This window comes from Streptomyces sp. Rer75, assembly GCF_013414305.1.
Classification (GTDB): domain Bacteria; phylum Actinomycetota; class Actinomycetes; order Streptomycetales; family Streptomycetaceae; genus Streptomyces; species Streptomyces himastatinicus.
On record NZ_CP058693.1, the window covers coordinates 3150934 to 3165240 of the forward strand.

At 69.7% G+C, this 14307-nt stretch carries 12 protein-coding genes; 4 read left to right on the plus strand and 8 right to left on the minus strand.

The window, feature by feature from the left end:
• The first annotated feature begins 118 nt into the window (after positions 1–118).
• On the plus strand, positions 119–1192 hold the full coding sequence (locus HYQ63_RS13340; protein WP_179934020.1) for a TerD family protein: 1074 nt from the start codon (positions 119–121) through the stop codon (positions 1190–1192).
• Between the two features lie 46 nt (positions 1193–1238).
• Here HYQ63_RS13340 and HYQ63_RS13345 read toward each other — a convergent pair whose 3' ends face one another.
• The 6 genes from HYQ63_RS13345 to HYQ63_RS13370 form a co-directional block, all read right to left on the minus strand.
• Entirely contained in the window at positions 1239–1964 is a 726-nt protein-coding gene (locus HYQ63_RS13345) for a TerD family protein (protein ID WP_179934021.1), read from the minus strand.
• A 135-nt stretch (positions 1965–2099) separates the two neighbouring features.
• Positions 2100–3278: a DUF475 domain-containing protein gene (locus HYQ63_RS13350; protein ID WP_179934022.1), complete on the minus strand. Its 1179-nt coding sequence runs from the start codon at positions 3276–3278 to the stop codon at positions 2100–2102.
• A gap of 51 nt (positions 3279–3329) precedes the next feature.
• Entirely contained in the window at positions 3330–3905 is a 576-nt protein-coding gene (locus HYQ63_RS13355) for a TerD family protein (RefSeq protein ID WP_179934023.1), read from the minus strand.
• A 148-nt stretch (positions 3906–4053) separates the two neighbouring features.
• Positions 4054–4629 (minus strand): TerD family protein, encoded by a 576-nt coding sequence (locus HYQ63_RS13360; RefSeq protein WP_179934024.1) that lies wholly within the window; start codon positions 4627–4629, stop codon positions 4054–4056.
• A 138-nt stretch (positions 4630–4767) separates the two neighbouring features.
• Entirely contained in the window at positions 4768–5226 is a 459-nt protein-coding gene (locus tag HYQ63_RS13365) for a peroxiredoxin (protein ID WP_009718271.1), read from the minus strand.
• Positions 5227–5334: 108 nt separating this feature from the next.
• Positions 5335–5775 carry a DUF3052 domain-containing protein gene (locus tag HYQ63_RS13370; RefSeq protein ID WP_009718270.1) on the minus strand — a complete coding sequence of 147 codons (441 nt, stop codon included), beginning with the start codon at positions 5773–5775 and terminating at the stop codon, positions 5335–5337.
• Between the two features lie 495 nt (positions 5776–6270).
• Between HYQ63_RS13370 and aceE the strand changes: the two genes are divergently transcribed.
• Positions 6271–9000 carry a pyruvate dehydrogenase (acetyl-transferring), homodimeric type gene (gene aceE, locus HYQ63_RS13375; protein ID WP_179934025.1) on the plus strand — a complete coding sequence of 910 codons (2730 nt, stop codon included), beginning with the start codon at positions 6271–6273 and terminating at the stop codon, positions 8998–9000.
• 1020 nt (positions 9001–10020) lie between these two features.
• Here aceE and HYQ63_RS13380 read toward each other — a convergent pair.
• Positions 10021–10419 carry a peptidase inhibitor family I36 protein gene (locus tag HYQ63_RS13380; protein ID WP_179934026.1) on the minus strand — a complete coding sequence of 133 codons (399 nt, stop codon included), beginning with the start codon at positions 10417–10419 and terminating at the stop codon, positions 10021–10023.
• Between the two features lie 122 nt (positions 10420–10541).
• On the minus strand, positions 10542–12143 hold the full coding sequence (locus tag HYQ63_RS13385) for an MFS transporter (protein ID WP_179934027.1): 1602 nt from the start codon (positions 12141–12143) through the stop codon (positions 10542–10544).
• A 117-nt stretch (positions 12144–12260) separates the two neighbouring features.
• Here HYQ63_RS13385 and HYQ63_RS13390 point away from each other — a divergent pair, with 117 nt between their 5' ends.
• Complete coding sequence (locus HYQ63_RS13390) at positions 12261–12920, plus strand: TetR family transcriptional regulator (protein ID WP_123099277.1); 660 nt, start codon at positions 12261–12263, stop codon at positions 12918–12920.
• Positions 12921–13044: 124 nt separating this feature from the next.
• Positions 13045–14250 (plus strand): alpha/beta hydrolase, encoded by a 1206-nt coding sequence (locus HYQ63_RS13395; protein WP_179934028.1) that lies wholly within the window; start codon positions 13045–13047, stop codon positions 14248–14250.
• Positions 14251–14307 lie beyond the last annotated feature (57 nt).

A 14307-nucleotide genomic window follows, 5' to 3' on the forward strand; every position in this document is an offset into this window, starting at 1 on the left:
TCACGTAACTGCTGTGCGTCGCTCCGGTATCCGGCATGCCCGTCCTGCCACATCCCACCAGCACTGCCACGCCCCCCTGCGTTGTCCCGGCACCGGGCGGGAGGGCAGGATTACGGCCATGACGCACGCGATGCTGAAGGGATCGAACATCCCGCTGGACGCCACGGCCATACGCGCGGTGCTGCGCTGGACCCCCGGCACGGACGTGCCGGACGTCGACGCCTCGGCGCTGCTGCTGGGCGGGGACGACCGCGTGCGCTCGGACGAGGACTTCGTCTTCTACAACCAGCCACGGCACCCCTCGGGCCTGGTCCGGCACCTGCCCAAGAAGCGGGCGCCCGAGGGGCTGACGGACACCATCGAGGCCGATCTGACCGGGCTGGAGTCGGAGGTGCACCGGGTGGTGCTGGCGGCCTCGGCCGACGGCGGCACCTTCGGGCAGGTCCGGGATCTGAGCCTGCTGCTGTACGACGCGTCGCCATCGGCCTCCGAGGAGCCGCTGGCGATCTTCGCGGTGCTGCCGGAGACCGGCAAGGAGGCTGCGCTGATCTGCGGCGAGCTGTACCGGCGAGGGGACAGCTGGAAGTTCCGCGCGCTGGGTCAGGGCTATGAGACCGGGCTGGTCGGGCTGGCCACGGAGTACGGCATCTCGGTGGACGACGGCGAGGGCGCGGACGCGGTCCGGGACCGGGGCGCCGGACAGGGCTCCGAGGAGCCGGAGGCCGCCCCCGAGCCGCTCTCCGCGTCGCCCGCCTCCCCGCCCGTCTCACCGACCCCGAGCCAGGCCGAGACGGCCGCCCTGCCGCAGCCACAGCCCCTGCCGCAGCCCGACCCCTGGGACCCGCAGGCGACCCAGCCGCTCGCCGCCGGGCAGGGCGCCACCCCGACCGGCGCCACGGGCGACGGCGACTACTATCTGCCGCCGCAGCCCCCCGTACCGCCACAGGCCCCGCCGCACGCCGCGCACGCCCCGGCACCGGCCTATCCGCAGCCGCCCGCCCAGCCCCCGGCGCAGCAGCCCGGGTACGGCTACCCGCAGCAGCCGAGCTACGGATACCCGCAGCCGCCCGCGTACGGCTATCCGCAGCAGGTGCAGCGGACCGATCCGCCGCCCCCGCCGCCGCTGCCGATGCCGTTCCCGGACCCGAACTTCACCCTGCCGCCGCAGGGGCCGCAGTTCCAGAACCGCTAGCACCGCAACCGGTGGCGGCAGCCACACCTTCGGCTCGTAGCCGCGGCTACACCTTCGACTTGTAGCCGCGGCCCCACTGGAGGCCCCACCCGTACAGCCGGTCCAGCTCGGCCTGGAAGCCGTACACGTACTTCACCTCGCGGCGGACGATGATCTCGCCCTTGACGTTCTCCAGCATGACCACGGCGCAGGAGCGGGCCTGCGGGGCCCGCTCGTCGAGCGCGATCTCCACCCGCGGACCGCTGCTGGGGAAGAGCGTGACCATGCCGTGCGTACGGTCGAAGGCGGGGGTGCCGTCGTAGATGTAGACGAAGACGAGCAGACGCTTGATGTCGTCCTTGTGGTCCAGATTGATGTAGATCGTCTCGCCCATGCCGGAGCCGAACCGGTCATCCCCGCTGAGCTTGACGTACGGCGCCTCGTTGAGGTTGCCGAAGAAGTCGCCGAGTGGCTGGACCACGCCCTTGGCGCCGCTCTTCAGCTCGTACATGACGGCCAGGTCCAGGTCGACGTTGACCATGGCGGGCCCCTGGGCCTGCACCACCGGCGGCTTGAACATCTGGAGCGGGTGCCGCAGCAGGCTGGGCCCCTTGCTGTTGAAGTCCGAGGTGCGCATCTGCCAGGACAGGTTGATCCGCAGGTTGCCGCTGGCGGCACCCTGTTTGGTCAGCGAGATCGTCGAGTTCCGCTTGGTCAACTCGACCGCGCCGGTCGCGTCGCCGCTGTCGAACTCGCGCCACGCGGACCGCCCCCAGTTACTCCAGAACGCCATCGTGCGCACCCCCACCCTTCGTGGCTCCCACTGCCTCAAAGCTGCTCAACTGCGGCGGGGCGGCCGGGAGGTCGGAAGACCTCGGCCGCCCCGCTGAGAGCGTTCCTCAAACGCCGGTGCGTCACACTCCGGAGGTCAGACTCCGGACGTGACTTCCGTTTTCTCCTCTGATCCGGCTCCGCCGCCGTGTGCCTCCCGGCGGTTGCGGACGACCGAGGACCAGTACGAGGCGCCGATGAGGGCGACGCCGATCAGGCCGGTGATGACCTCGTTGATCTCGTACTTGATGGTGACGAGCAGGATGGCGGCCAGCGCACCGATCGCGTAGTGAGCGCCGTGCTCCAGGTAGACGTAGTCGTCCAGGGTGCCCTGGCGGACCAGGTAGACGGTCAGCGAACGGATGTACATCGCGCCGATACCCAGACCCAGAGCCATCTCGAAGATGTCGTTGGTGATCGCGAAGGCGCCGATCACGCCGTCGAAGGAGAACGAGGCGTCGATGACCTCGAGGTAGAGGAACATGAAGAACGCGGCCTTGCCGGCCAGGCCGACCCCCGTGGCGCCGCGGCTGCCGCGCTCACCGCCGCCCTCCGGCGGGGCGGCCTCGGCGGGCTTCTTCTCGTCGGCCTCGTCCTCGCCGTCGCCGTCCTCTTCATCGGCCTCTTCGAGCTTGTTCTCGAAGAAGCCGGAGATACCGCCGACGATCAAGTACGTCAGGAGACCGGCGACCCCGGACAGCAGCACGGTCGAGCTCTTGTCGCCGCCGCCGTGCGCCACGTCGGTGGCGAAGGTGGTGGCGGAGATCAGCAGCACGGCCAGGGCGACGACGACCGAGAAGGTTTCCAGCTTGCCCAGCTTGGACAGCGGCTTCTCCAGCCAGTTCAGCCAGCGGATGTCGCGGTCCTCGAAGATGAAGTCGAGGAAGATCATCAGCAGGAACATCCCACCGAAGGACGCGATCGCCGGGTGGGCGGCCGTCACCAGGTGTTCGTACTTGTCCTTGTCGTTGATCGCGAGATTCACGGCCTCGATCGGGCCCAGCTTCGCCGTGATCGCGACGATGACCACCGGGAAGACCAGACGCATGCCGAAGACGGCGATGAGAATGCCGATGGTCAGGAAGATCTTCTGCCAGAAGGCATTCATCTTCCGCAGGATGCCCGCGTTGATGACCGCGTTGTCGAATGAGAGCGAGATCTCCAGGATCGAGAGGATCCCGACGATCGCGAGCCCCTTCCACCCCCAGAGGACGCCGGCCAAGGCCAGACCGATCGCCGTGACGGCGAACGACCAACCAAAGGTTTTGAGGAGCACTGGCAACCCAATCCTTCTTCGAACGGTCTCCCCCGCGCCTTGTACGCGGCTTTACGAAACGTTGACCCCGAAGTCTAGAGCGATGCCCCGGAGTCCTGACGCGTACCCCTGTCCCACCGCTCGGAACTTCCATTCGCCGTTGTACCGGTAGACCTCGCCGAAGATCATCGCGGTCTCGCCGGAGGCGTCCTCGGAGAGGTCGTAGCGGGCCAGCTCAACACCGTCGGCCTGGTTCACCACCCGGATGAACGCGTTGCTGACCTGGCCGAACGTCTGGCGCCTGGCGTCGGCGTCATGGATCGAGACCGGAAAGACGATCTTGTCCACGCGCTCCGGGACCTTGGAGAGGTCGATCAGCAGCGACTCGTCGTCGCCGTCGCCCTCCCCGGTGAGGTTGTCGCCGGTGTGCTCCACCGAGCCCTCGGGGCTCTTGAGGTTGTTGTAGAAGACGAAGTACTCATCGCCGAGCACCCGCCCCGACTCGCACAGCAGCGCGCTGGCGTCGAGGTCGAACGGTGCTCCGGTGGTGGAGCGCGCATCCCAGCCCAGGCCGACGAGCACCTGGGTGAGATTCGGCGCGGCCTTGGAAAGGGAGACATTGCCTCCCTTGGCGAGCGTGACGCCCATGATCAGGTCCCTCCCCGGGGTAATGCGTGGTGCGACGCGCATCCGGCGCCGCACTCCCGCCTGTCGAGTGCAGGGGTGCGGCGCCGGACGTGGCCGCCGCGGCGTGCCCGGCCGACGACTCACGGCCCGGCCGGGCGCCACGGCCGGTTCAGACGTTGACGCCGAAGTCCTGCGCGATGCCACGCAGGCCCGAGGCGTAGCCCTGACCGATGGCGCGGAACTTCCACTCCGCCCCGTTCCGGTACAGCTCACCGAAGACCATGGCGGTCTCGGTGGAGGCGTCCTCGGAGAGGTCGTAGCGGGCCAGCTCAACGCCGTCGGCCTGGTTCACCACGCGGATGAACGCGTTCCGCACCTGGCCGAAGCTCTGCTGACGGGTCTCGGCGTCGTAGATCGACACCGGGAAGACGATCTTGGCGACATCGGCCGGGACACCGGCCAGGTTCACCTTGATCTGCTCGTCATCGCCCTCGCCCTCACCGGTGATGTTGTCACCGGTGTGCTCGACGGAGCCGTCGGGGCTCTTGAGGTTGTTGAAGAACACGAAGTTCTGGTCGTTGGCGACCTTGCCTTCGGTGTTCGTCAGCAGGGCACTGGCGTCGAGGTCGAAGTCGGTGCCCGTGGTGGTGCGGGCGTCCCAGCCCAGACCGACGACGACCGCGGTCAGGTTAGGGGCTTCCTTGGTCAGCGAGACGTTGCCGCCCTTGCTGAGGCTGACTCCCACGAGTCCTCCCAATAAGGTTCTTCAGGAGCACTGTGTGCCCCTATCTCCATGAGGTTTCACACCAGGATCAACGCGTCGATCCTAGTGAGCGGTTCCCGCCCGATACAGGCGTCATACCTGCCTGATTCGGGCTGCCCGTCACAGGCTTTCGAGCGCCTTGGCGTAGTCGTTCAGGTCCCGGGCGTCGGGCAGGCCGTTGACGACCGTCCAGCGGACCACGCCCTCCTTGTCGATCACGAAGGTGCCGCGCACCGCGCAGCCCTTCTCCTCGTCGAAGACGCCGTAGGCGCGGCTGGCCTCGCCGTGCGGCCAGAAGTCCGACAGCAGCGGGTACTCCAGGCCCTCCTGCTCGGCGAAGACCCGCAGGCTGAAGGGCGAGTCATTCGAGACCGCGAGCAGCTGCACGTCGTCATTGACGAACGTGGGCAGCTCGTCGCGGAGCGCGCACAGCTCGCCGGTGCACACGCCGGTGAAGGCGAACGGGTAGAAGAGCAGCACGACGTTCTTCTCGCCGCGGAAGTCGGAGAGCCGGACCGACTCGCCGTGCTGATTCTTCAGCTCGAAGTCCGGAGCCTTCGTACCGACCTCTATGGCCATGGGAGCCATCCCTTCACATCACAGTCGACTGATCACGGACCACCCTACGCGCCGAGCCCCCCACCGAAAGGGAACGGCAGGGGGCTCGGTTGTGTAGGTCCTTCGGCCTCAGCGCTTGCCCGAACGGGCGGCCTTCGGAGTGACCAGGCGGCTGCCGGTCCAGTCCTTGCCCGCGTTGAAGCTCTTCGTCTGGGACAGGCCCGCGGTGGTCGCGGCCTCGTTGATGTCACTCGGCTCGACATAGCCGTCACGGCCGGTCTTGGGCGTCAGCAGCCAGACCGGTGCGCCGTCGTCGATCATCTGGATGGCGTCCACCAGCGCGTCCGTCAGATCGCCGTCGTCCTCCCGGAACCACAGCACAACGGCGTCGGCCACATCGTCGTACTCCTCGTCGACGAGCTCCTGGCCGGTGATCTCCTCGATGGCCTCGCGGAGCTCCTGGTCGACATCGTCGTCGTAGCCGATCTCCTGGACCACCTGTTCGGGCTGGAAACCCAGCCTCGCGGCAGGGTTGGTCCGCTCCTCCGCGTGGTCCGCGGTCGCGCTCACGGATTGCCTCCTGTCATCTTTCGTTCACTCTTCGAGTCTGTCAGCGCCCCGCGCGCGTACGCGAAGCATTGGGGCGTAGTCCACACGGGCCGGGCGGATCGCGCAAGTACCCGGCCAGCGATCCCGCCCAAACGTTGACGTGTCGCCCCAACTCCCATCATGGAGGAACGGCACGGAACGGCGCGCGGCTGCCCGGATTGCTCCGTTATGCCCAGCTTACGTGTGTGTATCGACACCCTACGCCGCCCGGAGCCGAACGGCCGTACGCAGGTGCCCCCGGACGTGGGCGTAAGGTTGCGATTTGGCCGTCGCGACGCCGACCGCACGCCGACCGGTACCGTCCGGCCCAGTGAGCGCCCGTCTCACCAGGTGTTGGTTACCACTCGGTAGAGGTGACGTATCCCGTACCCGAGGTACACGATGGAGACCGGCGCGACAGCAGCAGAGCACGAATCCATGTGCGTGCACAGCACGACCGAAAAGCGAAGGAATAGCGTGGCTTCCGGATCCGATCGCAACCCGATCATCATTGGCGGCCTTCCCAGCCAGGTCCCGGACTTCGATCCCGAGGAAACCCAGGAATGGCTCGACTCGCTCGACGCAGCCGTCGATGAGCGAGGCCGGGAACGTGCCCGCTACCTGATGCTTCGCCTGATCGAGCGCGCCCGCGAGAAGCGGGTGGCCGTGCCCGAGATGCGCAGCACCGACTACGTCAACACCATCGCCACCAAGGACGAGCCGTTCTTCCCCGGCAACGAGGAGATCGAGCGCAAGGTCCTGAACGCGACCCGCTGGAACGCGGCGGTGATGGTCTCCCGTGCGCAGCGCCCGGGCATCGGCGTCGGCGGCCACATCGCCACCTTCGCCTCGTCCGCCTCGCTGTACGACGTGGGCTTCAACCACTTCTTCCGCGGCAAGGACCAGGACAGCGGCGACCAGATCTTCTTCCAGGGTCACGCCTCCCCCGGTATCTACGCCCGCGCCTTCCTGCTCGACCGGCTGTCCGAGGACCACCTGGACGGATTCCGTCAGGAGAAGTCCAAGCTCGGTCACGCGCTGTCCAGCTACCCGCACCCGCGGTCGATGCCGGACTTCTGGGAGTTCCCGACCGTCTCGATGGGCCTCGGCCCGCTCGGCGCGATCTTCCAGGCGCGGATGAACCGCTACATGGAGGCGCGCGGCATCGCCGACACCTCCGACTCCCACGTCTGGGCGTTCCTCGGCGACGGCGAGATGGACGAGCCCGAGTCGCTGGGCCAGCTCTCCCTGGCCGCCCGCGAGGGCCTGGACAACCTCACCTTCGTCGTCAACTGCAACCTCCAGCGCCTTGACGGCCCGGTGCGCGGCAACGGCAAGATCATCCAGGAGCTGGAGTCGCAGTTCCGCGGCGCCGGCTGGAACGTGATCAAGCTGGTGTGGGACCGCACCTGGGACCCGCTGCTCGCCCAGGACCGGGACGGCCTGCTGGTCAACAAGCTGAACACCACGCCGGACGGCCAGTTCCAGACGTATGCCACCGAGACCGGCGCGTACATCCGCGACCACTTCTTCGGTGACGACCAGCGGCTGCGCACGATGGTCGAGAACATGACCGACGACCAGATCCTGCACCTGGGCCGCGGCGGTCACGACCACAAGAAGATCTACGCGGCGTACGCGGCGGCCAAGGCCCACAAGGGCCAGCCGACCGTGATCCTCGCCCAGACCGTCAAGGGCTGGACGCTCGGCCCGAACTTCGAGGGCCGCAACGCGACCCACCAGATGAAGAAGCTGACGGTCGACGACCTCAAGGGCTTCCGCGACCGGCTGCACCTGCCGATCCCGGACAAGGAGCTGGAGTCCGGCGTTCCGCCGTACTACCACCCGGGCCGGGACTCCGAGGAGATCCAGTACATGCACGACCGCCGCAAGGCGCTGGGCGGCTACGCGCCGACCCGCGTCGTGCGCGCGAAGCCGCTCCAGCTCCCCGGCGACAAGGCGTACGCGGCGGTCAAGAAGGGCTCCGGCCAGCAGCAGATCGCCACCACCATGGCCTTCGTGCGGCTGCTGAAGGACCTCATGCGGGACAAGGAGATCGGCAAGCGCTTCGTGCCGATCGCGCCCGACGAGTACCGCACCTTCGGCATGGACTCGCTCTTCCCGTCGGCCAAGATCTACAACCCGCTGGGCCAGCAGTACGAGTCCGTCGACCGTGAGCTGCTGCTCGCCTACAAGGAGTCGCCGACCGGGCAGATGCTGCACGACGGCATCTCCGAGGCGGGCTGTACGGCCTCGCTGATCGCGGCCGGTTCGGCGTACGCCACCCACGGCGAGCCGCTGATCCCGGTCTACGTCTTCTACTCGATGTTCGGCTTCCAGCGCACGGGTGACCAGTTCTGGCAGATGGCCGACCAGCTCGCGCGCGGCTTCGTCCTGGGCGCGACCGCCGGCCGTACGACCCTGACCGGTGAGGGCCTCCAGCACGCGGACGGCCACTCCCAGCTGCTGGCCTCGACCAACCCGGCCGTCGTCGCGTACGACCCGGCGTTCGGCTTCGAGATCGCCCACATCGTGCAGGACGGTCTGCGCCGGATGTACGGCGAGAACAGTGAGGACGTCTTCTACTACCTCACCGTCTACAACGAGCCGATCAAGCACCCGGCCGAGCCCGAGAACGTCGACCGCGAGGGCATCCTCAAGGGCCTGTACCGCTTCAAGCAGGGCGAGAGCGGCACCCACCCGGCCCAGATCCTCGCCTCCGGCGTCGCTGTCCCGTGGGCCCTGGAGGCCCAGCGGATGCTGGCCGAGGACTGGGACGTCCGCGCCGACGTCTGGTCCGCCACCTCCTGGAACGAGCTGCGCCGCGACGCGGTGGAGACCGAGGAGCACAACCTGCTCCACCCGGAGGAGGAGCAGCGCGTCCCCTTCGTCACCCGCAAGCTCGGCGATGCGGAGGGCCCGAAGGTCGCCGTCTCCGACTGGATGCGCGCCGTCCCGGACCAGATCGCCCGCTGGGTGCCCGGCACGTACCAGTCGCTCGGCGCCGACGGCTTCGGCTTCGCCGACACGCGCGGCGCGGCGCGGCGCTTCTTCCACATCGACGCCGAGTCGATCGTGCTGGGCGTGCTGACGGAGCTGGCGAAGGAGGGCAAGATCGACCGCTCGGCCCTGAAGCAGGCCATCGACCGCTACCAGCTCCTGGACGTGGCCGCGGCCGACCCGGGCCCCGCGGGCGGCGACGCGTAACCGTCACGCGACGGCGACAGCACGAAAGCGCCGGGCGAGCTGGCAGACCAGCCCGCCCGGCGCTCTTGTGCCCGCCCGGCGCTCTTGTGCCCGCCTGGCGCCTTTGTGCCCGGCCCGGCCCGAGGCCGGTGGCCAGGCCCCGCGCGCCGGGGCCGCCCCGGCGGGCAAGGTCCGCAGGGCTGACCCCGGCCCGCCGGGCTTCGCACCCGAGCGCCCTGCCTCGGCAGGAAGCACCCGGCCCGGGCGCGGGTCCCCGCCCCGCCCTCGCCGGGTGCGGCACACCCGACCCCACCCCGCGCTTTGTGCCCCGCCCGGCCCCGGGCGCGCACCCGAGCCCGCCCCGGAAGCGGCACCGCCCCGCACCGCCGGGGCCTGGACCGGGCCCCGCAGACTGACGTGCCGCCACGGACCCCCCGGGGTCTAGGGGCAGCCCTGCGACCACGGCCCCACCCCGCCCGGACGCCCCGGCACGCGCCCCGGCCCCGCCAGGCCCCCGGCTGCCCGGGGTCCAGGGGCGGGCCCCTGGTGGGAAGGGGCGGGGCGGGGAACAGACCGCAGCCCCACCGAGCCGCACGCCCCGGCACGCACCCCGACCCCACGAGGTCCGGGACCGCCCGGGGTCCAGGGGCGGGCCCTGGTTCAGAAGCCGCGGCCCCGGCCGAGCCGCATGCACCGGGACGCACCCCGACCCGCCACGCACCCGGCTGCCCGGGGTCCAGGGGCGGGCCCCTGGTTCGGGAAGGGGCGGGGTGGGGAACAAACCGCCGCCCGGCCGAGCCGCATGCACCGGCACGCACCCCGGCCCCGCCAGGCCCCCGGCTGCCCGGGGTCCAGGGGCGGGCCCCTGGTTCGGGAAGGGGCGGGGCGGGGAACAAACCGCCGCCCGGCCGAGCCGCATGCACCGGCACGCACCCCGGCCCCGCCAGGCCTCCGGCTGCCCGGGGTCCAGGGGCGGGCCCCTGGTTCGGGAAGGGGCGGGGCGGGGGAGAAGCCCCGCCCCGCCCCCCCCCGCCCCGCGGGTCACCGCTCCCAGATCTTGAAGGCCCGTACCTGGTAGGCCGTTTCGGGGCTCCAGGAGCCGGTCGGGTAGGTGCGGAATTCGCCCGTCTCGGCGCACTCCGCGCTCTGGTACGCCGTCACCGGGCGCCCCGTGCGGTTGGCCAGGGACGCGGCCGAGGCGCCCCTCGGCAGGGGGACGCAGCTCTCGATGTCGGTGTCGGCCAGTTCGTGGACCTGGCGCGCCCCCGTGAACGCCGCCTTGTGCCAGAGGCACAGCTGCCCCGTGGCACAGCTGCCGAGCCGGGGCCCGGGCACCGCCGCCCCGGCGGAGCCGGAGCCGGAGGCGGAGGCCGAGGCCGAGGCAGGGGTCAGGGCACAGGCCAGGGCGAGGGTCGCCGTGGCCAGGATGGTCTTGCGCATGTGGATCACACCCCGTGTGGAACATCCGGAAATACGAACGGGAGCCAGCCTGTCGGCCGACTCCCGTCCCCACCACGGGGTCGATCAAGGTCCACCCGGATAGGGGGCTTGACCCTGAGGGGTCAGATGTGCACGCCCCCGCCGCCCGCTTCCGCGTTGTCACCGCTCTTGGTGAGCACCGCGACCAGCGCCGCGACCACCGAGACGGCGGCGGCGACACCGAAGGCGAGCCCCATCCCCGACACGAACGTGTCATGCGTGACGCTCGTGATCTTCCCGAGGATCTCCGGCGGGGTGTTCTTGGGCGCCGGCGGGATGCCGACCGCGACGGCGTCGGACGCCTTGGCCGCCTGCTCCGGCTTCATGGGCGGCAGTCCGGCCTTGGCCCACTTGTCGGGCAGGGTGTCGTCCACCTTCCCGGCCATGATCGCGCCGAGGACGGCCGTACCGAGGCTGCCGCCGACCTGCATGGCGGCCTGCTGGAGGCCGCCCGCGACACCGGCGTGCTCGATGGGCGCGTTGCCGACGATGACCTCGGTGGCGCCGACCATCACGGGGCCGAGGCCGAAGCCGAGGAGGGCGAACCACACGGACATCTCGACCGTGCCGGTGCCGACCTCCAGCCGGGAGAGCCCGAACATGGAGACGGCGGTCAGCGTCATGGCGGCCACCAGCGGCACCCGCGCCCCGAACCGGGTGATCAGCGCTCCGGCGATCGGCGAGGAGACGATCATGGTGGCGGTCAGCGGCAGCAGGTGCAGACCGCTGTTGACCGGGGTCATGCCGTGCACGTTCTGAAGGTAGAAGGTGACGAAGAACAGCCCGCCCATGAAGCCGAAGGCCATGAGCACCATCAGGATCGTCCCGGCGGTCAGCGGCACCGAGCGGAAGATGGACATCGGCAGCAGCGGTTCGCGCGTCCGCTTCTCCCAGCGCACGAAGGCGAGGAAGAGGGCGGCCGAGAGGCCGAGGAACCCCAGCGTCTTGGCGCTTCCCCACTGCCAGTCGGTGGCATTGATGAGCGCCCAGATCAGGCAGAACATCGCGCCGGACAGCAGCACGATGCCGGGGAGGTCGAAGGACCGCGGGGCGTTCTTGGCCCGGTGGTCCACGAGGATGATCAGGCCCAGGACGAGGGCGAGGACGCCCACGGGCAGGTTGATGAAGAAGACGGACTGCCAGTTGACGTGCTCGACGAGCAGTCCGCCGACGATGGGTCCGGCGGCGGTGGAGGCGCCGATCACGGCGCCCCAGATGCCGATCGCCATGTTGAGTTTCTCGACGGGGAAGGAGGCGCGCAGCAGGCCGAGCGCCGCGGGCATCAGCAGCGCTCCGCACAGGCCCTGGAGCACCCGGAAGCCCACGACGAGCGCCACATCGCCGGAGAAGCCGATGGCGGCGGAGGAGGCGGCGAAGCCGACGACGCCGATGAGGAAGGTCTGCCGGTGGCCGAAGCGGTCACCGAGTTTGCCCGCGGTGATCAGCGCGACCGCGAGGGCCAGCAGATAGCCGTTGGTGATCCATTGGACGTCGGCGAGCGAGGCGCCGAGGTCCTTCTGGATGGCCGGGTTCGCGATGGCGACGATCGTGCCGTCGAGGGCGACCATCGTCACACCCATGGCGACGGTGAGGAGCGTCAGCCAGGGATGACCCCGCAGCCCCTTCGGGGGATCCGATATGGGAGGTTCCGGCGCCGTATCGGCGACGGTGGTCTCAGACGTCATGCTCGGAGGCTAATGTCAGCGTCTGACAATTGACAAACTGATTCATCAGCTGGTCTCTGTCGAGTGGGCCACAGGTAGGGTGGCCAGCCGAAACGCGACAGAAAGCGAGCACGAGAGGTGACAGCGGACGAGGCGGTGGCACCGCCACCGACCGGACTGCGCGAACGCAAGAAGCAGCGGACCCGCAGCGCACTGGTGCGCTCGGCGCTGGATCTGTTCACCTGTCAGGGGTACGACCACACGACGGTGGACGAGATCGCGGAGTCGGTGGACGTCTCGCAGCGCACCTTCTTCCGTTACTTCGCCAACAAGGAGCAAGTGGCCTTCGCCACCCAGGACTCGGCGGAGTCGCACTTCTTCGCGGCCCTGTGCGCGCGCCCCGCCCACGAGGCCCCGCTGGCCGCCCTGCGGGGCGCGGTGCTCGACGCGTGGAGCACCATGGGGGACTCCGTCGAGCAGTTGGTTCCGGCCGAACTCCACATGCGGATGTACCGGGTGATCGAGTCGACGCCGGCGCTGCTCGCCGTCCATCTGCGCCGCACCGCCGAGCTGGAGGAGCGGATCGCCTCGGAGATCGCCCGCCGCGAGGGCCTCGACGTATCGGTGGATCCCCGGCCGCGGCTGCTGACCGCGATGTTCGGCGGTGTGATTCAGATCGCAGGGAAGCTGTGGGGGGCGGGCGACGACGACTCCACGGACGCCCTGCGGGACATCACCGCGTTTCACCTGGACCATGTGGGTCCGGCCCTCGCCGAGAACTGGCGCACCGAGCAGTAAAACCGACAAGCATCACTAAATGCATCAAATCCGACATAAGCTTCCGTCAAAACCACGCTCTCAAACGTGATGCACATCACGGTATTTGGCACCTGTGGGCGCGCTTCTCCTAGGGTGTCCCGCGGTGACTTCCTTCTCGGAGCTCGGTTCTCCCTCTCCCGGTTCCACCGCTTGGCGCGCTCTGCTCGCCCTGGCGGTGGTGTTCGTCCTGCTCGCCACCACCGGCTGGACGGCCATACGGAGCCACAGAGGAGACTCGGACCCGCTCTCCGTGTCGGTCAACGCCTGGCGCCACGGCGCCCTCGACGGTCACGCCCTGCCCGACCCGTACGCGTCGCCGCGCTTCCTCGGCCGCTGGCTGGACTCGCTCACCAAGGCGCAGCGCGACCGGCTCGTCCACCGCTACCCGCTGGTCATCGGCAATCTCAACGGCGCTCCGGCGGCGCTGCGCTACCGCGCCAACCGGATCGCGCTGACCCAGGCCCGGGACATCGAGCGGCGGCGCATGCACAACAGCGAGCTGACCCCGCTGGGGCGCCATGACGCCGGGCGGCGCATGCACCGGTACGAGGACCTGCTGAGCGGGAAGCGGCAGATCCTCTCGTTCGATCCCTCGGGCCCCGGGCGGGCCGCAGAGGTCTTCGGCGACCTCGCCCACGCCAGCCGCGTCTCGGTCGTGGTGCCCGGCGTGGACACCAACATCCTGACCTTCCAGAAGTCCGACCGCCCGTACACCGCCACCGTCGGCATGGCCCGCGCTCTCTACCACAACGAGCGCACCGAGGCCCCGGACACCAGGACCGCCGTGATCGCCTGGGCCGATTACACCTCCCCGGCCGGTATCGGCATGGACGCGGCCACCGGCAAGCTCGCCGCCCAGGGCGCACTGCGACTGCGCGCGCTGGTCAACGCGCTGCCCACGCCCGCTCGCGTCTCGCTGATGTGCCACAGCTACGGCTCGGTCGTGTGCGGGGTCGCCGCCCGCGACCTGCCGTCCAAGGTCACCGACATCGCGGTGGCGGGCAGCCCCGGCATGCGCGCCGACCGCGCCTCCGAGCTGGGAAGCAACCGCCGGGTGTGGGCGATGCGGGACTCCGGCGACTGGATCCAGGACATCCCGCACCTGGAGGTCGGCGGCCTCGGCCACGGCGCCGACCCGCTCTCCTCCGGCTTCGGCGCCCGCGTCCTGTCCGCCGCCGGGGCCGAGGGACACGCCGGGTACTTCACCCCCGGCACCACCAGCCTGGACAACTTCGCGCGGGTCGGGGTCGGCCGGGTCAAGACCGTGAGCTGCGGGGACGGCGCCGCGTGCACCACCGGACTGAGCTGACCCCGGCTGACCTGGGCTGACCTGCGGATGAGCGCACGAGAAGCGGGTAGTGAGCAC

Bases quoted from the DNA above. Each gene is read 5' to 3' on its own strand.
- HYQ63_RS13365 (WP_009718271.1), bottom strand. From the start codon at position 5,226: ATGGCCATAGAGGTCGGTACGAAGGCTCCGGACTTCGAGCTGAAGAAT.
- HYQ63_RS13345 (WP_179934021.1), bottom strand. From the start codon at position 1,964: ATGGCGTTCTGGAGTAACTGGGGGCGGTCCGCGTGGCGCGAGTTCGAC.
- HYQ63_RS13340 (WP_179934020.1), top strand. From the start codon at position 119: ATGACGCACGCGATGCTGAAGGGATCGAACATCCCGCTGGACGCCACG.
- HYQ63_RS13385 (WP_179934027.1), bottom strand. From the start codon at position 12,143: ATGACGTCTGAGACCACCGTCGCCGATACGGCGCCGGAACCTCCCATA.
- HYQ63_RS13380 (WP_179934026.1), bottom strand. From the start codon at position 10,419: ATGCGCAAGACCATCCTGGCCACGGCGACCCTCGCCCTGGCCTGTGCC.
- HYQ63_RS13355 (WP_179934023.1), bottom strand. From the start codon at position 3,905: ATGGGCGTCACGCTCGCCAAGGGAGGCAATGTCTCCCTTTCCAAGGCC.